The sequence below is a fragment of the Pseudomonas sp. MF6394 genome (assembly GCF_002018845.1).
GTDB lineage: Bacteria > Pseudomonadota > Gammaproteobacteria > Pseudomonadales > Pseudomonadaceae > Aquipseudomonas > Aquipseudomonas lactis.
Genome location: NZ_MVOJ01000005.1, coordinates 24,845 through 50,588, shown reverse-complemented (window position 1 = coordinate 50,588; position 25,744 = coordinate 24,845). Strand labels below are relative to the sequence as shown.

Annotated in this window: 19 protein-coding genes and 2 tRNA genes; 13 read left to right on the top strand and 8 right to left on the bottom strand. The window is 59.0% G+C overall.

Features of this window, described 5'->3' with window-relative positions; all coding sequences use genetic code 11:
• Positions 1–10: 10 nt before the first annotated feature.
• From glmM to MF6394_RS07460, 13 genes are all read left to right on the top strand, one after another.
• Positions 11–1,348 carry a phosphoglucosamine mutase gene (gene glmM, locus MF6394_RS07520; protein ID WP_078466407.1) on the top strand — a complete coding sequence of 446 codons (1,338 nt, stop codon included), beginning with the start codon at positions 11–13 and terminating at the stop codon, positions 1,346–1,348.
• A 66-nt stretch (positions 1,349–1,414) separates the two neighbouring features.
• Positions 1,415–2,170: a triose-phosphate isomerase gene (gene tpiA, locus MF6394_RS07515; RefSeq protein ID WP_003194193.1), complete on the top strand. Its 756-nt coding sequence runs from the start codon at positions 1,415–1,417 to the stop codon at positions 2,168–2,170.
• A gap of 4 nt (positions 2,171–2,174) precedes the next feature.
• On the top strand, positions 2,175–2,558 hold the full coding sequence (secG, locus tag MF6394_RS07510) for a preprotein translocase subunit SecG (RefSeq protein WP_003194191.1): 384 nt from the start codon (positions 2,175–2,177) through the stop codon (positions 2,556–2,558).
• Between the two features lie 22 nt (positions 2,559–2,580).
• A tRNA-Leu gene (locus tag MF6394_RS07505) sits at positions 2,581–2,666 on the top strand.
• Between the two features lie 96 nt (positions 2,667–2,762).
• Positions 2,763–2,839 (top strand) — tRNA-Met (locus MF6394_RS07500).
• Between the two features lie 140 nt (positions 2,840–2,979).
• Positions 2,980–3,438: a ribosome maturation factor RimP gene (rimP, locus tag MF6394_RS07495; protein WP_032873230.1), complete on the top strand. Its 459-nt coding sequence runs from the start codon at positions 2,980–2,982 to the stop codon at positions 3,436–3,438.
• A gap of 47 nt (positions 3,439–3,485) precedes the next feature.
• Positions 3,486–4,967 carry a transcription termination factor NusA gene (gene nusA, locus MF6394_RS07490; RefSeq protein WP_003194187.1) on the top strand — a complete coding sequence of 494 codons (1,482 nt, stop codon included), beginning with the start codon at positions 3,486–3,488 and terminating at the stop codon, positions 4,965–4,967.
• Between the two features lie 27 nt (positions 4,968–4,994).
• Entirely contained in the window at positions 4,995–7,511 is a 2,517-nt protein-coding gene (gene infB / locus MF6394_RS07485) for a translation initiation factor IF-2 (RefSeq protein ID WP_078466405.1), read from the top strand.
• A 159-nt stretch (positions 7,512–7,670) separates the two neighbouring features.
• Positions 7,671–8,066 carry a 30S ribosome-binding factor RbfA gene (rbfA, locus tag MF6394_RS07480; protein ID WP_016973761.1) on the top strand — a complete coding sequence of 132 codons (396 nt, stop codon included), beginning with the start codon at positions 7,671–7,673 and terminating at the stop codon, positions 8,064–8,066.
• A gap of 3 nt (positions 8,067–8,069) precedes the next feature.
• Positions 8,070–8,987: a tRNA pseudouridine(55) synthase TruB gene (gene truB / locus MF6394_RS07475; protein WP_014719950.1), complete on the top strand. Its 918-nt coding sequence runs from the start codon at positions 8,070–8,072 to the stop codon at positions 8,985–8,987.
• 116 nt (positions 8,988–9,103) lie between these two features.
• Entirely contained in the window at positions 9,104–9,373 is a 270-nt protein-coding gene (rpsO, locus tag MF6394_RS07470) for a 30S ribosomal protein S15 (RefSeq protein ID WP_003177875.1), read from the top strand.
• A gap of 195 nt (positions 9,374–9,568) precedes the next feature.
• Positions 9,569–11,674, top strand: a complete 2,106-nt coding sequence (gene pnp / locus MF6394_RS07465; RefSeq protein ID WP_003194180.1) for a polyribonucleotide nucleotidyltransferase — start codon at positions 9,569–9,571, stop codon at positions 11,672–11,674.
• 294 nt (positions 11,675–11,968) lie between these two features.
• Entirely contained in the window at positions 11,969–12,589 is a 621-nt protein-coding gene (locus MF6394_RS07460; protein WP_069558304.1) for a BON domain-containing protein, read from the top strand.
• Positions 12,590–13,490: 901 nt separating this feature from the next.
• On the opposite strand, the gene MF6394_RS07450 is transcribed toward MF6394_RS07460, so the two are convergent.
• From MF6394_RS07450 to MF6394_RS07415, 8 genes are all read right to left on the bottom strand, one after another.
• Positions 13,491–16,412 (bottom strand): DUF748 domain-containing protein, encoded by a 2,922-nt coding sequence (locus MF6394_RS07450; RefSeq protein WP_078466404.1) that lies wholly within the window; start codon positions 16,410–16,412, stop codon positions 13,491–13,493.
• Positions 16,413–16,500: 88 nt separating this feature from the next.
• A complete protein-coding gene (locus MF6394_RS07445) occupies positions 16,501–17,517 on the bottom strand; it encodes a class I SAM-dependent rRNA methyltransferase (RefSeq protein WP_078466403.1) in 1,017 nt (338 codons plus the stop codon).
• Between the two features lie 92 nt (positions 17,518–17,609).
• Complete coding sequence (acs, locus tag MF6394_RS07440) at positions 17,610–19,547, bottom strand: acetate--CoA ligase (protein ID WP_078466402.1); 1,938 nt, start codon at positions 19,545–19,547, stop codon at positions 17,610–17,612.
• 105 nt (positions 19,548–19,652) lie between these two features.
• A complete protein-coding gene (gene pgi / locus MF6394_RS07435; RefSeq protein ID WP_003194166.1) occupies positions 19,653–21,317 on the bottom strand; it encodes a glucose-6-phosphate isomerase in 1,665 nt (554 codons plus the stop codon).
• A 224-nt stretch (positions 21,318–21,541) separates the two neighbouring features.
• A complete protein-coding gene (gene panC, locus MF6394_RS07430; protein ID WP_032895282.1) occupies positions 21,542–22,393 on the bottom strand; it encodes a pantoate--beta-alanine ligase in 852 nt (283 codons plus the stop codon).
• Positions 22,390–23,190 (bottom strand): 3-methyl-2-oxobutanoate hydroxymethyltransferase, encoded by an 801-nt coding sequence (gene panB / locus MF6394_RS07425; RefSeq protein ID WP_057711123.1) that lies wholly within the window; start codon positions 23,188–23,190, stop codon positions 22,390–22,392. Before panB ends, panC begins: the two co-directional genes overlap by 4 nt.
• Positions 23,191–23,551: 361 nt before the next feature.
• Positions 23,552–24,037 carry a 2-amino-4-hydroxy-6-hydroxymethyldihydropteridine diphosphokinase gene (gene folK / locus MF6394_RS07420; protein WP_078466401.1) on the bottom strand — a complete coding sequence of 162 codons (486 nt, stop codon included), beginning with the start codon at positions 24,035–24,037 and terminating at the stop codon, positions 23,552–23,554.
• A gap of 2 nt (positions 24,038–24,039) precedes the next feature.
• A complete protein-coding gene (locus MF6394_RS07415) occupies positions 24,040–25,443 on the bottom strand; it encodes a polynucleotide adenylyltransferase PcnB (protein WP_003194157.1) in 1,404 nt (467 codons plus the stop codon).
• Between the last annotated feature and the right edge of the window lie 301 nt (positions 25,444–25,744).

Below are 25,744 nucleotides of genomic sequence, written 5' to 3'. Positions count from 1 at the left end.
TGGAGCACTTATGACTAAGAAATATTTTGGCACCGACGGCATTCGTGGTCGGGTCGGCGAATTCCCGATCACCCCTGATTTCATGCTCAAACTGGGTTGGGCGGCAGGCATGGCGTTCCGCAGCAAGGGCGCGTGTCGCATCCTGGTGGGCAAGGACACCCGTATTTCGGGCTACATGTTTGAATCCGCGCTGGAGGCCGGATTGTCCGCCGCCGGGGCCGACGTGATGCTGCTGGGCCCTATGCCTACGCCGGCAATCGCTTACCTGACGCGTACCTTCCACGCTGAAGCCGGTATTGTGATCAGCGCCTCCCACAATCCTCATGATGACAATGGCATCAAGTTTTTCTCGGGGCAGGGCACCAAGCTGCCTGACGAGATCGAGTTGATGATCGAAGAGCTGCTGGATGCGCCGATGACGGTGGTTGAGTCCAGCAAGCTGGGCAAGGTGTCGCGCATTAACGACGCGTCAGGCCGCTATATCGAATTCTGTAAAAGCAGTGTTCCGAGCAGCACCAATTTTGCAGGCTTGAAGATTGTTGTCGATTGCGCCCATGGTGCGACCTACAAGGTGGCGCCGAGCGTCTTCAAGGAGCTGGGTGCACAGGTCACCGTGCTGTCGGCTCAGCCTAACGGCTTGAACATCAACGACAATTGCGGCTCTACCCACATGGAGCAGTTGCAGGCTGCTGTGCTGGCTGAGCATGCGGACCTGGGCATCGCTTTTGACGGCGATGGCGACCGTGTGCTGATGGTGGATCACACCGGCACGATCGTGGATGGTGATGATCTGTTGTTCATCATTGCCCGTGACCTGCATGAGCGTAACAAGCTGCAAGGTGGCGTGGTCGGCACCCTGATGAGTAATCTCGGGCTGGAATTGGCGTTGGCAGAACTGGGGATTCCCTTTATTCGCGCCAATGTCGGTGACCGCTACGTGATCGCCGAGCTGCTGGAGCGTAACTGGTTGGTTGGCGGTGAGAATTCCGGTCATGTGGTCTGCTTCCAGCACACCACCACGGGTGACGCGATCATCGCCGCGCTACAGGTGCTGTTGGCCCTGCGTCGCCGCGAGGAGAGCCTGGCCCAGGCACGCCAAGCCCTGCGCAAGTGCCCGCAAGTGCTGCTCAATGTGCGTTTTGCCGGTGGCGAAAACCCCATCGAGCACCCTGCTGTCAAAGAGGCTTGCGAACGCGTGACCCAGGCAATGGCGGGGCGCGGGCGTGTGTTGCTGCGCAAGTCCGGCACAGAGCCGTTGGTGCGCGTGATGGTCGAAGGCGAGGACGAAACACAGGTTCGCGGCCATGCCGAAGACCTGGCAAAACTGGTAACTGAAGTTTGCGCCTGAATTCGGCTTGCCAGTGATGATGTGGTTGGGTAACATCTGCGCCCACTTTGACCGACGGGGTACAGCATGCGTCGCACTATGGTAGCTGGTAACTGGAAGATGCACGGTACCCGCGCCAGTGTCGCTGAGCTGATCAACGGCCTTCGTCACTTGGCCTTGCCTAGCGGTGTTGACGTTGCGGTGTTCCCGCCTTGCTTGCATATCAACCAAGTGGTTGATGGCTTGAAAGGCAAGTCGATTCAGGTCGGCGCGCAGAACTCTGCGGTAGAGCCGATGCAAGGTGCGTTGACCGGCGAGATTTCGCCGAGTCAGCTGGTTGATGCGGGTTGTTCCTATGTGCTTGTCGGGCACTCCGAGCGTCGCCAGATGATGGGCGAGCGGGATGGGACGCTCAACCGCAAGTTCGCCGCAGCACAGGCTTGTGGCTTGATTCCGGTGTTGTGCATTGGGGAGACCCTTGAGCAGCGCGAATCGGGCAAGACTCTTGAAGTTGTCTCGCGTCAGCTGGGCAGCATCATCGAGGAGCTGGGTGTAGGTGCATTTGCAAAAGCAGTTATTGCTTACGAGCCGGTCTGGGCCATTGGCACCGGGCTGACTGCTACACCGCAACAGGCGCAGGATGTGCACGCAGCCATCCGCGCGCAGTTGGCGGCAGAGAATTCTGAAGTCGCACAAGGTGTGCGGCTTCTATACGGCGGCAGCGTGAAGGCGGCCAATGCGGTCGAACTGTTCGGCATGCCGGATATCGATGGGGGGCTCATTGGTGGAGCTTCCCTGAATGCAGATGAGTTCGGTGCGATCTGTCGCGCCGCGGGAAACTGAAAAAATGCTGGAAACAGTCGTAGTCGTTTTTCATCTGTTGGCTGCCCTGAGCGTAGTTGCTCTGGTTTTGTTGCAACAGGGTAAAGGTGCGGATGCTGGTGCGTCTTTCGGTGCAGGTGCTTCAAATACTGTGTTCGGAAGCCAAGGTTCCTCTACCTTTCTTAGTAAGTTTACTGCTATACTTGCCGCAGGTTTCTTCATAACCAGCTTAGGGTTAGGTTACTTTGCTAAAGAGAAAGCTCATGTGCTGACTCAAGTAGGTTTACCAAACCCAGCAGTGTTGGAAGTTCCAAAAGCAAAACCGGCTTCTGATGATGTCCCGGTGCTTCAAGAGCAAAAGTCGGCTACTCCAGCGACTGACGTACCTCCAGCTCAAGAGCAGAAGTAAGAAGGGTTGTAAACGCTGTATTGCCGAGGTGGTGGAATTGGTAGACACGCAACCTTGAGGTGGTTGTGCCCATAGGGTGTAGGGGTTCGAGTCCCCTTCTCGGTACCAATTATCAGGAGAGCCCGCTGTTGCGGGCTTTCTTGTAGGTGGAAGGTTACATTGACCCTGCAAGGGATCGGTCGTATACTTCCGCCCCAGCTTTGTCGCGGGGTGGAGCAGTCTGGTAGCTCGTCGGGCTCATAACCCGAAGGTCGTCGGTTCAAATCCGGCCCCCGCAACCAGTTTTAGCGGAGCCCCTTTTAAGGGGCTTTTTGTTAGCTGGACACTTTCAACGCCGCTGTTCGACGGCGTTTCAAGGATGGGCGTTTCGCCCATTTTTTTATTTTGCACAGCATGCACATACATGCACGAGGGGGTTCAGGTGTCGAGCAAGCTAGAAGAGTTGCAGGCCTTGTTGGCCCCGGTGGTCGTGGCCCTAGGCTATGAATGCTGGGGTATTGAGTTTTCGGCTCAAGGTCGCCACTCAATGTTGCGCGTTTATATCGATAAAGAGGGCGGCGTGCTGGTGGACGATTGTGCCATTGTCAGCCGTCAGATCAGCGGTGTGCTGGATGTTGAAGATCCAATCTCCGTTGAATACACCCTTGAAGTTTCCTCGCCAGGCATGGAACGCCCACTGTTCACTATCGAGCAGTTTGCTAAATATGCCGGTGAACAAGTGAAGATCAAGCTGCGCTCCCCCTTTGAAGGGCGACGCAACTTTCAGGGCCTTCTGCGCGGTGTAGAAGAGCAGGATGTCGTGGTGCAGGTAGAAGACCATGAGTTCCTGTTGCCGATCGATATGATCGACAAGGCCAACATTATTCCCAGTTTTGACTGAGACGCGGATCCCGCGGATCCAATGGCTTGCGAAAGGCGAGGCGTACGATGAGCAAAGAAGTACTGCTGGTTGTTGAGTCGGTATCCAATGAAAAGGGTGTACCGGCAAGCGTGATTTTTGAAGCGTTGGAGCTGGCCCTGGCCACTGCTACCAAGAAACGTTTTGAAGACGAAGTAGATCTGCGTGTGGAAATCAACCGCCACACCGGTGCCTATGAGACTTTCCGTCGTTGGACGGTGGTCGAAGAGGACGATCTTGATGATCCGGCAATCGAAACCTGGCCAAGCAAGGTTGCGCAAACGCATCCGGGCGCTCAGGTTGGCGATGTTGTCGAAGAAAAGATCGAGTCGATCGAATTCGGCCGTATTGCTGCACAGACCGCCAAGCAGGTCATCGTGCAGAAGGTTCGCGAAGCCGAGCGCGCTCAAGTCGTTGACGCCTATCGCGAACGCCTGGGTGAAATCATCTCCGGCACCGTGAAAAAAGTTACCCGCGACAACGTGATCGTCGACCTGGGCAACAACGCCGAAGCGTTGCTGGCCCGCGAAGACATCATCTCTCGCGAAACCTTCCGTGTCGGCGTGCGCTTGCGTGCGCTGCTCAAGGAAATCCGCACCGAGAACCGCGGCCCACAGTTGATCCTGTCGCGGACCGCGCCGGAAATGCTGATCGAGCTGTTCCGTATCGAAGTGCCGGAAATCGCCGAAGGCCTGATCGAAGTGATGGCTGCGTCCCGTGACCCGGGTTCGCGTGCCAAGATCGCGGTCCGCTCCAAGGACAAACGCATCGACCCGCAAGGCGCTTGCATCGGTATGCGCGGTTCGCGCGTCCAGGCAGTGTCGGGCGAATTGGGCGGTGAGCGTGTGGACATCGTCCTGTGGGACGATAACCCGGCGCAGTTCGTGATCAACGCCATGTCGCCAGCTGAAGTGGCGGCAATTATCGTTGACGAAGATGCCCATGCAATGGACATCGCCGTTGGCGCAGACAATCTGGCTCAGGCCATTGGTCGTGGTGGTCAGAACGTGCGTCTGGCCAGCCAACTGACCGGTTGGACCCTGAACGTGATGACCGAATCGGACATCCAGGCTAAGCAGCAAGCTGAAACCGGTGACATCCTGCGCAACTTCATCGAAGAGTTGGAAGTCGATGAAGAACTGGCACAGGTACTGGTAGATGAAGGCTTCACCAGCCTGGAAGAGATTGCCTACGTACCGTTGGAAGAAATGCTCAACATCGACGGCTTTGACGAGGATATCGTCAACGAGCTCCGCGCTCGGGCCAAGGATCGTTTGTTGACTAAAGCCATCGCTACTGAGGAAAAGCTGGCAGACGCCCATCCGGCCGAAGACCTGCTCTCGCTTGAGGGTATGGACAAGGATTTGGCGATGGAACTGGCGGTGCGCGGCGTAATTACCCGCGAAGACCTGGCCGAGCAGTCTATTGACGATCTGCTCGACATCGACGGCATTGACGAAGATCGTGCCGGCAAGTTGATCATGGCCGCCCGAGCCCATTGGTTCGAGTAATTAGGCGCGGCCTGAGGAGAGAAGTGCATGACGCAAGTCACGGTGAAACAACTGGCCGATGAGGTCAAAACACCGGTAGAGCGCCTGTTGCAGCAGATGCGTGAGGCAGGTCTGCCGCACACCGCCGCCGATGAAGGTGTGAGCGATAGTGAGAAGCAGTCTTTGCTGACTCACTTGAAGAGCAGCCACAAGGCGAAAGTGGAAGAACCGCGCAAGATTACATTGCAGCGCAAAACCACCAGCACCCTGCGGGTTGCAGGTAGCAAGAGCATCAGCGTTGAAGTACGCAAGAAGAAAGTCTTCGTACAGCGCAGCCCGGAAGAAATCGAAGCCGAGCGCAAACGCGAGCTGGAAGAACGTCGCGCAGTAGAAAATGCTGCACGTCAGAAGGCTGAAGAAGAAGCCAAGCGTCGCGCCGAAGAAGAAGCGCGTCGCCAGCCTGCTGCTGCGCAACCTGCTGCCACTGACGCGGTCGCCGCCCCTGTTGAAGCTGTGCGTGAGGCTGTCCCGGCTGCCGCTGCACCTGCTCCTGCAGCAGATGCCCGCAAGCGCGACGAGCCTCGTCGTCCGGACAAACCACGTGCTGACGACAACAATCGTCGCGGTGGTGGTGGCGATGGCGAGCGTAAAAACGCTCCGCACCGCGCCTCGGTCAAAGAGAAAGCGCCTGCGCCACGCGTTGCCCCACGTACCACCGACGAAGAAAGCGATGGCTTCCGTCGTGGTGGTCGCGGCAAGGCCAAGCTGAAGAAGCGCAACGCCCACGGTTTCCAGAGCCCAACCGGCCCTGTCGTGCGTGAAGTGAAGATCGGCGAGACCATCACTGTGGGCGATCTGGCCCAGCAGATGTCGGTCAAGGCTGCTGAAATCATCAAGTTCATGTTCAAGCTGGGCACTCCAGCCACCATCAACCAGGTACTGGACCAGGAAACTGCCCAGTTGGTTGCTGAAGAGCTGGGCCACAAAGTGACTCTGGTCAGCGACACCGCCCTGGAAGATTCCCTGGCCGAGTCCCTGAAGTTTGAAGGTGAAGCGGTTTCCCGTGCGCCGGTTGTGACCGTAATGGGCCACGTTGACCACGGTAAGACTTCCCTGCTCGACTACATCCGTCGTGCCAAGGTTGCCGCAGGCGAAGCCGGTGGTATTACCCAGCACATCGGTGCATACCACGTTGAAACCGAGCGCGGCATGGTCACCTTCCTCGACACCCCAGGTCACGCCGCGTTTACCGCAATGCGTGCCCGTGGTGCCAAGGCGACCGACATCGTGATCCTGGTGGTTGCAGCGGACGACGGCGTAATGCCGCAGACCATTGAAGCTGTCCAGCACGCCAAGGCTGCCGGTGTTCCTCTGGTCGTTGCCGTGAACAAAATCGACAAGCCGGGCGCTGATCTCGATCGCATCCGTAGCGAACTGTCGGTTCACGGCGTGACGTCCGAGGAATGGGGTGGCGAGACGCCATTCGTATCGGTCTCGGCAAAAATGGGTACCGGCGTTGACGAACTGCTCGAAGCGGTCCTGTTGCAAGCCGAAGTCCTGGAACTGACCGCTACTCCATCGGCTCCTGGCCGTGGCGTCGTGGTTGAGTCCCGTCTCGACAAGGGCCGTGGCCCGGTTGCTACCGTGCTGGTTCAAGACGGTACCCTGCGCCAAGGCGACATGGTGCTGGTCGGTTCGAACTACGGCCGTGTACGTGCCATGCTCGACGAGAACGGCAAGCCAATCAAGGAAGCCGGTCCTGCCATCCCAGTCGAGATTCTCGGCCTGGACGGTACGCCGGATGCTGGCGACGAGATGAGCGTAGTGGCCGACGAGAAGAAAGCCCGTGAAGTGGCTCTGTTCCGTCAAGGCAAGTTCCGCGAGGTCAAGCTGGCCCGTGCTCACGCCGGCAAGCTGGAAAACATCTTCGAGAACATGGGCCAGGAAGAGAAGAAGACGCTTAACATCGTCCTCAAGTCTGACGTTCGTGGTTCCCTCGAAGCGTTGAACGGCGCCTTGAACGGCCTGGGTAACGACGAAGTGCAAGTGCGCGTTGTCGGTGGCGGTGTCGGTGGTATCACCGAATCCGACGCCAACCTGGCACTGGCTTCCAACGCTGTACTGTTCGGCTTCAACGTGCGTGCCGATGCTGGCGCTCGCAAGATCGTCGAGCAGGAAGGCCTGGACATGCGTTACTACAACGTCATCTACGACATCATCGAAGACGTCAAGAAAGCCCTTACCGGCATGCTTGGCAGCGACGTCCGGGAGAACATCCTGGGTATCGCCGAGGTGCGTGACGTGTTCCGCTCGCCGAAATTCGGTGCGATCGCCGGCTGTATGGTGGTTGAAGGCACTGTGTACCGTAACCGTCCAATCCGTGTACTGCGTGAAGACATCGTTATCTTCGAAGGCGAGCTGGAATCCCTGCGCCGCTTCAAGGATGACGCTGCCGAAGTACGTGCCGGCATGGAATGCGGTATCGGCGTCAAGAGCTACAACGACGTCAAGGTTGGCGACAAGATCGAAGTCTTCGAGAAGGTTCAGGTTGCTCGCAGCCTCTAACTCGCGCACTTCAGGAGCCGCGCAGCGTGTGGGCATGCAGATGCCCCGCGCAGCGTCAGGACTCTAAACGCAACGCCCGGTCTGGCTTTTGTCAGGCCGGGCGTTTGCCGCTTTCAGACCCCACGGGTTTCACCGTGTGGCAGTAACAGGTAACAAGACATGGCAAAAGAATACAGCCGTACCCAGCGTATCGGCGATCAGATGCAGCGTGAGCTGGCCCAACTGATCCGTCGCGAAGTCAAAGACCCACGCGTTGGCCTGGTCACCATTACCGCTGTTGAAGTGAGCCGTGACGTGGGTCACGCCAAGATCTTCATCACCGTGATGGGGCAGGACAGCAGCGAAGAAATCGCGCAAAGCATCAAGGTGCTCAACTCCGCCGCAGGTTTCCTGCGTATGCAGTTGGCCCGTGAAATGAAGCTGCGCAGCGTTCCGCAGTTGCACTTCCACTACGACGAAAGCGTCGTGCGTGGCGCGCACCTGTCGGCCCTGATCGAACGCGCCGTGGCTGAAGACAGCCAGCATCCGTCCACACCTGAAGACGCCAAGGAGTAAGCGGTGGCTCAGGTCAAACGTATCCGTCGCAACGTCAGTGGCATCATTCTGCTCGACAAACCCATTGGCTTTACCTCCAATGCCGCGTTGCAGAAGGTTCGCTGGCTGCTCAATGCCGAGAAGGCCGGGCATACCGGCAGCCTTGATCCATTGGCCACCGGTGTATTGCCGTTGTGCTTTGGCGAGGCCACCAAGTTTTCGCAATACCTGCTTGATTCCGACAAGGGTTACGAAACCCTGATGCAACTGGGCAAGACCACCACCACGGCAGATGCCGAAGGTGATGTTTTGCAGGTTCGCGACGTGACCGTTGGTCGTGCGGATATCGAAGCTGCCTTACCCGCTTTTCGTGGGCAAATCAGTCAGATACCGCCGATGTACTCGGCACTCAAACGTGATGGCCAGCCACTTTACAAGCTGGCACGTGCGGGCGAAGTAGTGGAGCGCGAACCGCGTTCTGTTACTATTGCGCGCTTGGAATTGCTCGCTTGCGAAGGCGACACTGCCCGTTTGGCCGTGGACTGCAGCAAAGGCACCTATATCCGTACCCTAGTGGAAGATATTGGTGAAAAGCTCGGTTGCGGCGCGTACGTTGCAGAACTGCGACGCACCCAGGCCGGGCCTTTCAGCCTGGCCCAGACGGTCACGCTGGAAGAGTTGGAAGCGGTACATGCCGAAGGCGGCAATGAAGCGGTTGATCGCTTCCTGATGCCATCGGACAGCGGTTTGCTCGATTGGCCGCTGCTGCACTTCTCGGAGCACAGCGCGTTCTACTGGCTCAACGGCCAGCCGGTACGCGCCCCGGATGCCCCGAAGTTCGGCATGGTGCGAGTACAGGATCATAACGGTCGCTTTATCGGTATCGGTGAAGTGAGCGAAGACGGGCGCATCGCGCCGCGTCGGCTGATTCGGTCAGAATGACCGAACGAGTGTGGCTGTTAACAGGCATGGTCACTACTCATTTTTAGATACAGGGATTTGTCCCTGGCCTGTTGAAACTGCCCTTTGGGTGGTTTCCTTAAAAAAAGGATTGCCTCATGGCTCTCGACGTTCAAGAAAAAGCACAAATCGTAGCTGACTATCAGCAAGCTGTTGGTGACACTGGTTCGCCAGAAGTGCAAGTTGCACTGCTGACCCACAACATCAACAAACTGCAAGGTCACTTCAAGGCCAACGGTAAAGACCACCACTCCCGTCGTGGTCTGATCCGCATGGTAAACCAGCGCCGTAAGCTGCTGGACTACCTGAAAGGCAAGGATCTGGGTCGTTATCAGACTCTGATCGGTCGCCTGGGTCTGCGTCGCTAATAAGCGATTGCGCTAGAGGTTGGTTGTCTGCCGCGTGTCATCGGGATTCCCGGTGGCCCGTGGTAGGCTCCCAGCCTCAAGTTTTATCTGGATATACGTTTTACCCTGGACGAGCGTCGGGCCGATTCCCGGCATTGCCCAAGAATTTCGCAAGAAGACAAGTTCCCCCAAGAGCCACAAAGAAGGTAGGACACCGTGAACCCGGTTATCAAAAAATTCCAGTTCGGTCAGTCGACCGTTACCCTCGAGACAGGCCGTATCGCCCGTCAAGCCTCCGGCGCAGTGCTGGTTACCGTTGACGACGACGTGACCGTATTGGTGACCGTTGTTGGCGCCAAGACCGCTGACCCGAGCAAGGGCTTCTTCCCTCTGTCCGTTCACTACCAGGAAAAAACTTACGCTGCCGGTAAGATCCCTGGCGGTTTCTTCAAGCGCGAAGGCCGTCCTTCCGAGAAAGAAACCCTGACTTCCCGACTGATCGACCGTCCGATCCGTCCGCTGTTCCCAGAAGGCTTCATGAACGAAGTGCAGGTTGTCTGCACCGTCGTTTCCACCAGCAAGAAGACCGATCCGGACATCGCTGCGATGATCGGTACCTCGGCCGCCCTGGCCATCTCCGGTATTCCTTTCGATGGCCCGATCGGCGCTGCCCGCGTTGCGTTCCACGAAAGCACCGGCTACCTGCTGAACCCGACTTACGAGCAACAGAAAGCCTCGAGCCTGGACATGGTCGTTGCCGGTACGTCCGAAGCCGTATTGATGGTTGAATCGGAAGCCAAAGAGCTGACCGAAGACCAGATGCTGGGTGCCGTACTGTTTGCTCACGACGAGTTCCAGGTTGTGATCAACGCGGTTAAAGAATTGGCTGCCGAAGCTGCCAAGCCGACCTGGACCTGGGCTGCTGCCCCGGAAGCCACCGAACTGCTGGGCGCTATCCGCTCCGAGTTCGGCGCTGCCATCTCCGACGCCTACACCATCACCGTCAAGGCTGACCGTTACGCTCGCCTGGGCGAGTTGAAAGACCAGGTTGTTGCCAAGCTGTCCGGTGAAGAAGGCCAGCCTTCTTCCAGCGAAGTCAAAGCGGCTTTCGGTGAGATCGAATACCGCACCGTTCGCGAAAACATCGTTAACGGCAAGCCACGTATCGACGGTCGCGACACCCGCACCGTACGCCCGCTGAACATCGAAGTCGGCGTACTGCCCAAGACCCACGGTTCGGCGCTGTTCACCCGTGGCGAAACCCAGGCCCTGGTGGTTGCGACCCTGGGTACTGCCCGTGACGCACAACTGCTGGACACCCTGGAAGGCGAGAAAAAAGACCCCTTCATGCTGCACTACAACTTCCCTCCGTTCTCGGTGGGCGAGTGTGGTCGTATGGGCGGTGCAGGTCGTCGCGAAATCGGTCACGGCCGTCTGGCTCGCCGTTCGGTTCAGGCCATGCTGCCTGCCGCTGACGTGTTCCCGTACACCATCCGTGTTGTATCGGAAATCACCGAGTCCAACGGTTCCAGCTCCATGGCTTCGGTCTGCGGTGCTTCCCTGGCACTGATGGACGCCGGTGTGCCAATGAAGGCACCGGTTGCCGGTATCGCCATGGGCCTGGTTAAAGAAGGCGAGAAGTTCGCCATCCTGACCGACATCCTGGGTGACGAAGACCACCTGGGCGACATGGACTTCAAAGTAGCCGGTACCGCTAAAGGTGTGACCGCGCTGCAGATGGACATCAAGATCAAGGGCATCACCGAAGAAATCATGGAAATCGCTCTGGGCCAAGCCCTGGAAGCGCGCCTGAACATCCTCGGCCAGATGAACCAGATCATTGGTCAGTCCCGCACCGAACTGTCGGAAAATGCTCCGACCATGATCGCGATGAAAATCGACACCGACAAAATCCGTGATGTCATCGGTAAAGGCGGCGCGACCATCCGTGCGATCTGTGAAGAAACCAAGGCTTCGATCGACATCGAAGACGACGGCTCGATCAAGATCTTCGGCGAAACCAAGGAAGCGGCTGAGGCAGCACGCCAGCGCGTCCTGGGTATCACCGCTGAGGCCGAGATCGGCAAGATCTACGTCGGCAAGGTTGAGCGCATCGTCGACTTCGGCGCGTTCGTCAACATCCTCCCAGGCAAAGACGGTCTGGTTCACATCTCCATGCTGAGCGATGCTCGCGTTGAGAAAGTGACCGACATTCTGAAAGAAGGCCAAGAAGTGGAAGTGCTGGTACTGGACGTGGACAACCGCGGCCGTATCAAGCTGTCCATCAAGGACGTTGCAGCAGCCAAGGCTTCGGGCGTTTAATCACCCGCAGGCTTTACGCTGAAAAAAGGACTCTTCGGAGTCCTTTTTTTATGGGCGCAAGAAAATGAAGCAGAATCAGCCGTTTAGCGCCGCCCAAAAGCCGCAACTTGCATGCAGGCACGATGAGCTTCATGCAAGTTGCACGATTTCGAAAATTCATGCTTTTCATAAGTCATTGTTTAATAAGGGATTTAACCTGTTCGGCGACTTGGCACACTGCCTGCAATATCCCTGGTAGCGCTGCAGCATGAAGGTTTACGCCTGCAGACTTTTAATAAAACAGGAGTTACTCGTATGAAGAAGTTCGCTCTCGCTACTGCTACCGCTCTGACCCTGGCCATGGGTGCTAACGTAGCCTTTGCTCAGACTTCCCAAGCCCCTATGACTTTGGCGGCTGGTGAAGCGACCAAGGCTAAGGAAAGCGTTTCGGATACTTGGATCACCACTAAAGTCAAAACTGACCTGCTGACCGAAAAAGGCATTCCAGGTTCGGACATCAAGGTTGAGACCAACAAAGGTGTGGTTTCCCTGTCCTCCGACGTCGCTATCTCGGATTCGCAGAAAGCTACTGCTGTAGCCATCACCAAGAAAATCAAAGGTGTGACTGCAGTTTCCGCTGACGGCCTGCTGGCTGGCGGTGCTACCAAAGCTGACGGCATCGACAAAACCAAAGGCGCTGCCCACGACGCTAAAGAGACCACCAGCGATACCTGGATCACTACCAAAGTGAAGGCTGACCTGGTAACTGAAAAAGGTATTCCAGGCACCGACATCAAGGTTGAAACCAACAAAGGTGTTGTATCCCTGTCGTCGCCTACCGCTGTGACTGCTGCGCAGAAAGCAACCGCTGTAGAGATCACCAAGAAAATCAAAGGCGTTAAAGCTGTATCGGCCGATGGCCTGAAAGCAGAGTAACGCTGAACGTTTCGTTTGAACTGAATAGCGGCGGCTTAGGGTGAGCTAGATATCCACCTGACGCACCTCTGGAGTTCATGCGACCGACCACACGGATGTGGTCATTACAGGCCCCGGCACTTGTGTCGGGGCCTGTTCTATTTCGGGTTGAAACAGAAATCAGGCCAAAAAAATGTGGGAGCTGCCTGCGATACGCATAGGTGTCTACACACCTTCGCAGCGACGCTGAACCTGTGGCGAGGGAGCTTGCTCCCGTGACGACCTACCAACCGACGCAGATGTGCCTGACACACCACGATCCAAATGTGGGAGCTGGCTTGCCTGCGATGGCGGCCTGACAGCCGACGCCCAGCTACCTGACACCCCAACGATCCTACTGTGGGAGCGGGCTTGCTCGCGAAGGCGGCCTGGCAGTCAACACAGTTGGATTGTGTATATATCCATTGCTGCGGTAACGGCTGCTTAGGGTTCCGCTCTGACAGCGGCTCACTTTTGAAAGGCGCAAAAGTAAGCAAAACGCTCTTGCCCCACCACTCGGCACCTCGCTTGGGCTCGGTGTGCCCGAACGCAGGCTTGAATCCGTGGGCCGCCGCCACGCGCCATCCATGGCGCGGGGCGGCTAACCCGGCGTCCTGCCGGGTTACCCACGAATTCAAGCCTGCGTTCGGCCAGCGTGGTTTAACGGGGCGCCTAAGATCAAAAGCCAGATCAAGATCACAAGCAGAGCAAGAGCAAGAGCAAGAGCGGCTCGCTTCGCATCGTGGTTACCGTCGGCTGCTACAACCTACAAAATTGTGTAGATACTTATGCTGCGATGCGGGCACCTCGGTCATTCAGTTGCACCGAGGTGATGCTATCGCAGGCAAGCCAGCTTCCACGTTAGGTTGGGGGTGCTTAGAAGTTACTCAGCATCCAGGTGCATAGGAGTGATCACTCGGCCGTCTTTCTCGGCCTGCCCCAACTGCGCATCGATGAAGTACACGCGGTCATCTTCCAGCTGGCCCTTGTCTACCAGGTAATCCTTGATGGTGCTGGCTCGGTCCTGCCCCAACTGGCGCAGTAGCACGTCACTGCCACTCCAGAACTTGATCACCCCGTCCTTGAGCTTCGCCGAGCGCTCGTCGCTGCCCAGGTCTTTCCATTCGGCCGGTGGTTGCTGTTTGAGACGGGTGCGGTAGATGCCTTCCAGCAAGGGGGCTTTTTCCTTCTCTGGCACTTCAAGCAACGAGGCCTGGGCCGGGACTTTGTCGCCACGGCGCTGGAGGATCTTGTAATAGTTGTATTGGTATTCGCGTTCCAGTCGCTGTGCGGCCAGGAACGGCCCGTCGCTGCTGGCAGCGGCCGTGCCTTCAATTTCCAGGCGCAGGGCAGGGCGTTCTTTCAGCGCCTTGGCCAGGGTGTTCAGAGCGCCTTCGGCGTCTTTGTTCAGCTCACTGGAGCCTGCGGCGAACGACACATTGCCCAAGTCTTCAGAGCCGCCACCGGTGACCAGCCCGCCAATGAACTTGAAGGGCGCTGTTGCCGCGCGCACCACGAGGTTACGCAGGGTCTGCCACACAATCGGCATCACGCTGAATTGCGGGTTGTTCAGGTCGCCGCTTACCGGCAGTTCGATGGAGATCTTGCCGTCGGAGTCCTTGAGCAGGGCGACAGCCAGGCGAATCGGTAAGTCCACGGCATCGGAGCTGTCGACTTTTTCACCCAATTGCAGTTGCTCGACCACCACTTTGTTTTCAGCCTTCAACTGGCCTTTGGTGATCACGTAGTGCAGATCGAGATTCAGGCGGCCCTTGCGGATGCGAAAGCCTGCGAACTTGCCCGAGTAAGGTGTCAGGTTGGTCAACTCGACACGCTTGAAGCTGGTGGCGATGTCCAATGCGGCCATCGGGTCAAACGGGTTCACGCTGCCTTTGATCGTCACTGGCGCGTAACGGTCCACCTTGCCCTTGATGTCGACGCTGGCCGGTTTGGCCTGGCGGCTATCGATGGTGCCAATCTGGCCGTTGAGCTGTTGAATCGCGGTGGCAAAGTTGGGTGTGAGGCTAAAGTCGGCAAAGTTGGCCGAACCGTCGTTGATCGCGATCTGGCCGATATGAATGCCCAAGGGCTTGTCGTTACTGGCGGCAGGTTTGGCGGCCGACTTGCTGCTGCTGTCGGCGGGCTGCGGGATCAGCAGGTCGTCGATGTTGGTGGGGCGATCTTCGTTGATCATGAAGCGCGCATACGGCTGCAACAAGTTGACCTTGTCGATCGACAGGCTTTGGCCGTGCTGGTAATTCACGCCTTCGAGCACCAGGCGTTGCCATTTTAGGAAGTCGCGGGTCTTGAGGGTGTCCAGGGTATGCAACTGGTCAACCTGAGCGCGGCCGGTGACCTGAAGGGCCAGTGGCTCGGTGCTTTTGAGGTTCACGTCCAGGTTGCTGCCCAGCATGCCGCTGCGCAATTCCAGGCGAATAAACGGGCTGATATAAGCCTGGGCGACCCGCAGGTCGATGTCCTGGGTGTTCACTTTCAGCTTGGCGCTGACGGGGTTGAGGTTGACCTCGCCGGTTGCCTGGATCTTGCCTTGTTTGCCCAGGCCGGTGTCGATCTTCAAGGCAAAGGGGCTCTGGTTGAGGCTGTCGAAGTTCTGTACGTCGACATTCAACGGGCCCAGTTCCAGCGCGACCGCAGGTTTTACCTGGCGGTCTGCCAGGTGCACCTGATAGTTACGCAGTTGCACATCCTTGAGCAGCACTTGCCACGGCTTGCTCGGTGCCGCCGGTTGCGCCGAAGGCGCGTCGGCAGCGGCTGGCTCCGGTGCCTTGGCCGGTTTGCTCGGTTGGCTGGCGAACAGTTTCTGCCAATCCAGTTGACCATCGGCCTCACGGGCGGCCCAGGTTTCCAGCTTGTTGCTGCGGATCTTGCCGACAATGACCTGCTGCTTGGCCAGGTCTACCGTGGTTTCGCTGACGTCCAGGCGTTCCAGGCGCGCCAGTGGCCGGCCATCGGGGGCCTTGATAGCGAAGGGGGCGATACTGGCGGCGGTGTTGGTCAGGTTCAGCTCGGTCTCTTTGGCCAGGCTGAATTTGTAGTCAGTGCTGAAGTTGAGCACCCCGTCTTCCAGCACCAGTGGCAGGGCGTCACGCACATACGGCCACCACGCTTTCATCTTGCCGTCGGTAACCTTCAAGGTGCCTTCGGAGGTGATCGGTACCAGGCTGAAGTTGCCTTTCCAGTCGATCTGACCCCCTTCGGGGCCAGCGGCGACCAGGGTCATGTCGGCATTGTCGTCGGGCAAGGTGCTGAGGTTTTTCAGCTCGAAGTCGAGTTCGTCGTAGAGGAATTCGATGGGTTCGCTGGGGCGCAGGTCCTGGAAATGCACGTTACCACCGGCCAGCTTGATGCTGTCGATACGCAGTGGGAACGGCTTGGCATCAGGATCGGCCGGGGTTGGCTCGCTCGGTGGCAGTTTGAACAGCTGCGCCAGGTTCAGTTGGCCGGACTTGTCGAACAGCAGTTCGGTCTTGGGCTTGTCCAGTTGCACATCGGCCAGGTGCAGGGCGCGGGTCCAGAGGCTGTCGATCTGCAGGTTGGCGTAGAGGCGTTCGAAACCCACTTGCTCTTTGCCCGGCTCACCAATCTTCAGGCCCCACAGCGTCAGTTCCAGGCTGAAGGGGTTGAGCTCGATACGCTCGATTCGCGCCGGCACTGTGGCGTAGTTGGCCAACTGTTGGTTGGCAATGCGAAGGGCGATGCCGGGTAATATCAGAAAGCCCAGCAAGCTGTACAAAGCAAGGGCGGTCAACAAGGCGCCTACGGCGCGGATCAATCCTTTGGGCATGGGTGAACGCCATCTATGTCGAACAAGAGTGCCTTGGAGTATGGCACGGGAATTCGGTTCCGAAGAACCGTGGGCGCTGGGAAACTTCCTACAAATGCAGGATCAGGGTCTTCAGCGGAGGCTGTTGGTCCCTGGAAGGAAAGTCGGCCCCAGGTGTCATCACTTGCCACTCGCGCACCGGGCGCCCGGCTTTTTCCGCGCAGCGCAGCACCTGCTCACGCCAGTCCTCCATGCTGACCTTTGCCAAGTTGTTGCAGCAAATCAGCACGCCATTGTTGGCGGTGGCCAGCAGTGCGGGTTTGAGCAGGCTTTGATAGTCGCGCAACAAATCGACGGTGCCGAAAGCGCTCTTGGCCCAGGCGGGAGGATCGAGCAGTACCAGGTCGTACTGGCGCTGCTCCAGGCGTGGATAGCTCGGCAGTTTCTGCCCGCGCCGCTGGGTGATGGGCAGGCCCGCCAGTTGACGAATCGCCGGGAAGTAATCGGACTGCACAAACTCCATGCTCGGCAACTGCGGGTTGAGCTGGCCGTTTTCACGCCCCACCGCCAGGTTGCCCTCGGCAAAATCCAGGTTGCACACCTCGCGTGCGCCGCCTGCTGCAGCGCTCAAACCGACGCCGCAGGTATAGGCGAACAGGTTCAGCACGCTTTTGCCGGCGCTGTGGTCCTTGACCCAGCCCCGGGTGTTACGCAGGTCTAGGAACAGCAGCGGGTCTTGCCCGGCGTGGCGCCCACGCACACGGTAATTGAGGCCCCACTCGTGGCCTACCAGGTCTTCCAAAGCGCCAGGCTCGGCGCGGTACACCGTGTCTTCGCGGTCGATACGCGAGTTGCCGCGGGCACGGTCGTTGTACACCAGCAACAATTCCAGGCCCATGTATTGGTTGATCAATTGGTGCAGGTCCAGCAGGTCTGCCGTTTCCAGGGACTGGTGGAAGCTTTGTACCAGCAATTGCGGGCCGTAGCGGTCGATGGTCAAGCCACCAGCGCCTTCCTGGCTGCCGTGGAATAGCCGATAGCAGTCCGTACCCTGAGCGTGCAGCGTGTTGATCAGGTCTTGGCGGTGATCGAGGGCGGCGCGCAGCGCCTGATTCAAGGGAGTCATGGAGCGCGCCTTGCTTGCAGATGAATAAGAAAAAGGGGGCGCGAAGTTTAACAGCTAACCCCGGCCTGCACAGGCCGGGGATTATCCTGGCGCTACCGGTTGAGGCGTTTGTCGATCAAACCGTCCACCACGCTGGGGTCGGCCAGGGTCGAGGTGTCGCCCAGGCTGTCCAGTTCGTTGCAGGCGATCTTGCGCAAGATACGCCGCATGATCTTGCCAGAGCGGGTTTTCGGCAGGGCAGGCGCCCATTGGATCAGTTCCGGTTTGGCGAAGCTGCCAATCTCCTTGCTGACCAACTCCAGCAGGTGCTTTTTCAACGCGTCGCTGGGTTCGACGCCATTCATGGGGGTGACAAACGCGTAAATGCCCTGGCCTTTGACGTCGTGGGGATAGCCCACCACAGCGGCTTCGGCGACCTGGTCATGCAGCACCAGGGCACTTTCCACCTCGGCGGTGCCGATGCGATGGCCCGAGACGTTGATCACATCGTCGATGCGCCCGGTGATCCAGTAGTCGCCGTCTTCATCGCGCCGTGCGCCATCCCCGGTGAAGTAGTAGCCGGGGTAGGGCTTGAAGTAGGTGTCGATCATGCGCTGCGGGTCGCCGTAGACGCTGCGAATCTGCCCCGGCCAGCTGGCCTTGATCGCCAGGACGCCACTGCCGGCGCCACTGATTTCCTTGCCCTGTTCATCGAGCAACACCGGTTGTACGCCGAACATGGGCTGTGTCGCGCAGCCCGGTTTGATGCGCTGGGCGCTGACCAGCGGGCTGAGCATGATGCCGCCGGTTTCGGTCTGCCACCAGGTATCGACAATCGGGCAGCGCTGTTCGCCGACGGCGTTGAAATACCAGTCCCAGGCTTCCGGGTTGATCGGCTCACCTACGCTGCCCAGCAGGCGCAGACTGGTGCGGGATGTGCTCTGCAACGGGCCGTGGCCTTCACGCATCAGGGCGCGCAGGGCGGTGGGCGCGGTGTAGAAGATATTCACCTGGTGTTTATCGATGACCTGCCAGAAACGCGAACTGTCCGGATAACTTGGCACGCCTTCGAACATCAGCGAGGTGGCGCCATTGGCCAGCGGGCCATAGACGATATAGCTGTGCCCGGTGACCCAGCCCACGTCGGCGGTGCACCAGAACACTTCACCCTCTTGGTAGTCGAGCACGTATTTGAAGGTCATCGCCGCTTGCAGCAGGTAGCCAGCGGTGGTGTGCAGCACGCCTTTGGGTTTGCCGGTGCTGCCGGAGGTATAGAGGATGAACAGCGGGTCTTCGGCGTCCATCGGCTCGGGTGGGCAGTTGTCGCTGGCGGCGTCCAGGGCGGCTTGGTACTTGAGGTCGCGGCCTTCGTGCCAAGTCACGCTCGCTCCGGTGCGCTCCACCACCAGTACCGTGCTGACATTCGGGCAACTGGCCAGGGCTTTGTCGACGTTCTGTTTCAGCGCCACGGGTTTGCCACCGCGTACGCCTTCGTCGGCGGTGATCACGGTGCGGCAATCGGCGTCGAGAATGCGGTCGCGCAGGGCGTCAGGAGAGAAACCCCCGAACACCACCGAGTGCACCGCCCCTATTCGCGTGCAGGCCAGCATGGCGTAGGCCGCTTCGGGGATCATCGGCATGTAGATGCACACGCGATCGCCTTTGCTCACGCCACGGCTTTTCAAGACGTTGGCCAGGCGGCTGACGTTTTGGTGCAGTTGACGGTAAGTAATCGTGCAGGATTTTGACGGATCATCGCCTTCCCAGATGAAGGCCGGCTGATCGGCGCGCTGCGCCAGGTGGCGGTCGATGCAGTTGTAGCTGACATTCAACTGACCACCGGCAAACCATTGGGCGGCACCGGTGTGGATGTCTGACTGCTGGACGCTGTGCCAGGGTTTTATCCAGTCGAGAAAGCCCTTGGCCTGTTCGGCCCAGAAGGTGTCTGGCTGCTCGATAGATTGGCGATAGAGGCGCTGGTAGTCCTCTTGACTGAGTTGCGCAGCCCGGCGGACGGCATCGGCGGTGGGAAAGGTGCTGATATCGAACATGAGCGCTCCTTATTCTTGTTTTTGCGACAAGTCATAAAGATGCACCCTGAGGCGGGAGGGTTCAAGGCCAACGTCCAAACCGACGTTGGCCTTGAATGCACGGCTTCAGCCGCGGTGACGACCACGGAAGTAGTTGATCAGGCCCTGGGTCGAAGCATCTTCGGCCAAGGTTTCTTCGGCGCCGGTCAGGCGGTTGTACACGCCTTTGCCCAGCTCTTTGCCCAGTTCAACGCCCCATTGGTCGAAGGCATTGATGCCCCACACCACGCTCTGCACGAACACCTTGTGTTCATACATCGCCACCAATGCGCCCAGGCGACGCGGGCTGATGCGCTCGACCACGAGGGTGTTGCTCGGACGGTTGCCCGGGATCACCTTGTGCGGTGCCAGCTTCTGTACTTCGGCTTCCGGCAGGCCCTTCTCACGCAGCTCGGCTTCGGCCTCGCTGCGGGTCTTGCCGAGCATCAGCGCCTGGCTCTGGGACAGGCAGTTGGCGTACAGCCACTGATGGTGGTCGGACACCGGGTTGAAGCTGACGATCGGTACGATGAAGTCGGCCGGGATCAGCTGAGTCCCTTGGTGCAGCAACTGATGGTAAGCGTGCTGGCCGTTGCAGCCCACGCCGCCCCAGATCACCGGGCCGGTATCGGTGGACACGGGCGTGCCGTCCTGGCGCACACTCTTGCCGTTGGACTCCATATCCAGCTGTTGCAAATGCTTGGTGATGTTACGCAGGTAATGGTCGTACGGCAGGATCGCATGGCTCTGCGCACCCCAGAAGTTGCCGTACCACACGCCCAGCAAGCCCAGCAGCACGGGCATGTTGGCTTCGAACGGTGCGTTCAGGAAGTGCTGGTCCATGGTGTAGGCACCCGACAGCAGTTCCTTGAAGTTGGACATGCCGATGGCCAAAGCAATTGGCAAGCCGATGGCCGACCACAGCGAGTAGCGCCCACCGACCCAGTCCCACATTGGGAAAATGTTCTCTTCGCGGATACCGAACGCCACGGCCGCGGCATTGTTGCTCGAGACGGCGATGAAGTGGCGATACAGCTCGGCTTCCGAACCCCCCTGGGCCAGGTACCAGGCGCGGGCGGCCTGGGCGTTTTTCAGGGTTTCCAGGGTGTTGAAGGATTTGGACGAGACGATAAACAGCGTGGTCTCGGCGCGCAGCTTCATGGTCAGTTCGTGGAACTCGCTGCCGTCGATGTTCGCCAGGTAGTGGCAACGCACGCCTTTGTGGGCATAGGACAGCAAGGCCTCGGAGACCAGCTCCGGGCCGAGGAACGAGCCACCGATGCCAATGTTCACCACGTCGGTGATCGGCTTCTCGGTGTAGCCACGCCATAGGCCGTCGTGGATACGGCCGACCAGGTCAGTGATCTGGTTTAGCACTTTGTGCACGTCCGGCATGATGTTCACGCCGTTGACCGACAGCTTGTCGCCCACCGGGCGGCGCAGGGCGGTGTGCAGGGCAGGGCGGCCCTCCGAGGAGTTGACCGGTTCGCCAGCGTACTGCGCGTCGATCGCCGCCTTGAGATTGACTTCCTTGGCCAGGCCCACCAGCAGGTCGCGGGTTTCGCTGGTGATCAGGTTTTTCGAGTAATCGAGGAAAAGTCCGCAGCTGCTCAAGGTGAACTGGGAAAAACGCTGAGGATCGGCATTGAACGCCTCGCGCATGCTGAAATCCTGCATGGCTTGGCGATGTTGAACAAGCGCTTGCCAGGCGGGCAGCGCGGTAACGTCATGAGGGGTGCGGTAGTACGCCATCGCTGCGGGTTTCCTTTTTATTACGGGGACTGCCTTTAGGACACTTCAAAGCCCGGAACATCCAGTCTTATCGCAAGGACTGGGTTCCAGACAGCGCTAACCATAGCGCAGGGCAGTTACATTAAACCTAGCGTGTGGATATGTCTTGGCTTTGTCTGCGCTGTGGCCGGTACTTTTTTATACCGGCACAGCCGTCGGGGCAACAGGTTGAGGGTAAAGCGGGGTCAGGCGAGGTTCAGGTGCAGGTTATCGATCAGACGTGTAGCCCCCAGGTAAGCGGCGACCAGGATCACCACATCACGATCTTCAGCCGTGGCCGGGCGCAGATGCACGCCTTGGCGCACTTCCAGGTAGTCCATGCGCAGCCCTGCGGCTTCAATCTGCTGGATGTGCTCGGCGCGAAGCCTGGCGAAATCATGATCGCCGCCTTTGATGGCCGTGGCGATCTGGCTGAGCGCGCGGTACAGCACTGGCGCGACCGCCCGTTGCTCCTCGCTGAGGTAACCGTTGCGTGATGACAGCGCGAGGCCGTCCTCGGCGCGCACGGTGGGCTCGCCGATGATCTGGATCGGCATGTTCAGGTCGCGGACCATGGCGCGGATCACCGCCAACTGCTGGTAGTCCTTCTGGCCAAATACGGCCATGTCCGGTTGGACCATGTTGAACAGCTTGCTGACCACCGTGGCCACGCCTTCGAAGTGCCCTGGGCGGCTGGCACCGCACAAGCCTTCAGACAGTTGTGGCACGCTGACACGGGTCTGGCCGTTCATGCCATCGGGGTACATTTCCTCCACCGTGGGCGCAAACAGCAGGTTGCAACCGGCCTGCAGGAGTTTTTCCTGGTCGGCGGCCAATGTGCGCGGGTATTTGTCCAGGTCTTCGCCAGCGCCGAATTGCAGCGGGTTGACGAAAATGCTCGCCACCACGAAATCGGCTTGCTGCGCGGCCTTGGTCACCAGGGTGGCGTGGCCGCTGTGCAGGTTGCCCATGGTGGGCACAAAGCCGATGCGTTTGCCGGCGCTGCGGGCGTGGGTTACGGCAGCCCGCAGTTCGCGGACGGTTTTTACGGTGTTCATGCCGAGAACCCGTGTTCAATACCTGGGAACGTCACGTTTTTGACTTCGCTGACGTAGGCGCTCAGGGCGGCGTGGATGCTGTCCTGGCCGGCCATGAAGTTCTTCACGAACTTAGGCACGTGGCCGGTGATCGACAGGCCGAGCATATCGTGCAGGACCAGCACCTGGCCGTCGGTGGCTGCACCTGCGCCAATCCCGATCACGGGCACTTTGACTGCCTGGGTGATTTCGGCAGCCAGTTCGCTCGGCACGCACTCCAGCAGAATCATCGCCGCACCGGCTTGTTCCAGGGCGATGGCATCGGCGCGCATTTGGCGGGCCTGGGCTTCATTGCGGCCCTGGACCTTGTAGCCACCGAGGATATTGACCGACTGCGGCGTCAGGCCCATGTGTGCGCACACTGGCACGCCGCGTTCGGCCAGCAGCCGGATCGACTCGGCCAGCCACACGGCACCTTCGACTTTGATCATGTGTGCGCCGGCCTGCATCAGCTTGCCGGCGTTCAGGAAGGTTTGCTCAAGGGTGGCGTAACCCATGAACGGCAGGTCGGCGATGATAAAGGCGCCATCGTTGCCACGCTTGACGCTGGCGGTGTGGTAGGCCAGTTCATCGGTGGTTACGGGCAGCGTGCTGTCATTCCCTTGAAGAACCATGCCCAGGGAGTCGCCCACCAGCAGCACTTCGACGCCAGCCTGGCAGCTGGCGTGGGCGAAAGTGGCGTCATAGCAGGTCAGCATGGTGATTTTTTCACCTTTGAGCTTGAGGCTCTGCAAGGTGGTCAGGGTAATGTCTGGCATGAAAAGGGTCCTCGTTCAGGCGCTTGGAAACAGCGAGTAACGCGCGTGAGTCTTCGTTTATACAGGCGCACTGTCTTGAAAGCAGTGCTTATAAGGCCTGGATTGCGCCCTGTCGCGCCGGGTTGGCGGCAGCGGGACGCCTATAGTCGTGAGGAGGACACGGGAAGTCAATTGGATGTGTTACCGCATTGTTACGATGGCGGTGTTACCGCTGTTACTGAAGCGATTGCGCAACGTGCGCGGTATTACGGCAGAGAAGATCAAAGGTGGGAGCTGGCTTGCCTGCGATGGCATCCACTCGGTGTGGCTGATACACCGAGTCGCTTGCATCGCAGGCAAGCCAGCTCCCACATTGACCGAGTCATTCTTGCGGGAGGCGTTCCAGGCCGACGAACGGGCAAGCGGTGAGCAGGTCGCTCAAACGCTGGCCGTCAGGCAGCTGCAGGTCGGCTGGCGCTAGCTCAGCCAACGGATACAGCACAAACGCGCGCAGATGCATCTGGTAGTGCGGCACCTTCAGGCGCGGCCCGTCGATCAGGCGATCACCGAACAGCAGGATATCCAGGTCCAAGGTGCGTGGGCCCCAGCGTTCCAGGCGTTCGCGGCCCTGATCGTTCTCGATGGCTTGCAGCGCATTGAGCAGGTCCATTGGCGCCAAGTGACTGTCCAACGCCGCAACGGCGTTGGTGTAACGCGGTTGGCCTGGCAGCAATGAATCGCTTTGATAGAAGGCGGACACACCGGCGAGCTGGGTGCCAGGCAGTTGCGCCAGCGCCTCGATCGCGCTGCGCAATTGTTGGTGCGGGGCAGCCAGGTTGCTGCCCATGCCGATGTAGATACGTTCCACGTTTATTCGCCCGCAGCGCCCGAGGCATCGGCACTGCTGCGTTTACGCTTGGTGCCGCTGCGGCGACGCTTTTTCGGGCCTTCGCCGGCGCTATCGCCTTTGCTGCCCAGTTCACGAATCATTTCGCGGCGCTGGCTGTCATTGGCGTCCTGATAGTCGGTCCACCATTCACCCAGGCCATCGGTCTGCTCGCCCGCGCTTTCACGCAGCAGCAGGAAGTCGTAGCCGGCACGGAAGCGCGGGTTGTCCAGCAACAGATCGGCGCGCTTGCCGCTGCGGCGTGGCAGGCGCTCCTGCATGTCCCAGATTTCGCGGATCGGCATGGTGAAACGTTTGGGGATAGCGATGCGTTGGCACTGTTCGGCGATCAACTCGTGAGCCGCTTCCTGCATGGCCGGGATCGGCGGCATGCCACGGTCCTGCAAGCGCAGTACGCGTTTGGGCAGGGCCGGCCACAACAAGGCGGCAAACAAGAACGCCGGGGTCACCGGTTTGTTCTGCTTGATGCGCAGGTCGGTGTTGATCAAGGCTTCGCTGATCAAAGTGTGGGTGTACGTTGGGTTGTACTCCAAGGCCTCGGCGCTGGCCGGGAACAATGGGTCGAACAACTGCAGGTCCACCAGCATTTCAAAGGTGTCGGCGGCGTAGCCCGACAGGAACAGCTTGAGCACTTCTTCAAACAGGCGTGCCGAGGGGATTTCCCGCAGCATCGGCGCCAGTTCGCGAATCGGCGCGGCGGTGTGCTTTTCGATGCCAAAGTTGAGCTTGGCGGCGAATCGCACGGCGCGCAGCATGCGCACCGGATCTTCCTGGTAGCGCTGCGTTGGGTCGCCGATCAGGCGGATCAGGTTGTTGCGAATGTCGTGTACGCCGTTGGCGTAATCGAGGATGCGCTCGCTGACCGGGTCGTAATACAAGGCGTTGATGGTGAAGTCGCGGCGTTGCGCGTCCTCTTCCAAAGTGCCATAGACGTTATCGCGCAGGATGCGCCCGCTCTCGTTGCGGGAAGACTGGTTGGTGTCTTCCTCTTCATCGTTTTGCGGGTGACCGGCGCGGAAGGTCGCGACCTCGATGATTTCGCGACCAAAGTGGATATGCACCAGCTTGAAGCGCCGGCCGATGATTCGTGCATTACGAAACTCGGCGCGCACTTGTTCAGGCGTGGCGCTGGTGGCGACGTCGAAATCCTTGGGCGTGATGTTGAGCAACATGTCGCGTACGCAGCCACCCACCAGGTAGGCCTGGTAGCCGGCGTTCTGCAAACGTTCGACGATGTTCACTGCATAACGGCTGAATTGAGCGCGCTGCAGCGAATGCTGGCTGCTATTGAGCACTTCAGGCGTGCTGCGTTTGTGTTGCGTTCGACGCAAGGGAGAACGGAATGACTGGAACAACTTCTTCAGCATGGGATGCACTGTTTGAAGGAATGTTCGGCCATAACGAAGAATGACCGCATGATGGGCGGGGATTCTAGCATTTAGTCGGGGGATGGTGTAGGAACAAGCTAAAGGCATTGCGCCATAAGCGTTTGAAGGTCAAATCCCGGAAACTACAAGGGGAGCCGAAGCTCCCCCAGAAGTAGTTGCGTGCTCTATTTTTATTATTGATGTCGGGCTTCTTGTTTTTGTTGATCGCCCTCGCCATGAAGCTTCACCTTCATGACACTCCCAATCGGGAGTCAAGAGCAAACGGATTGCTTTGGTCGCT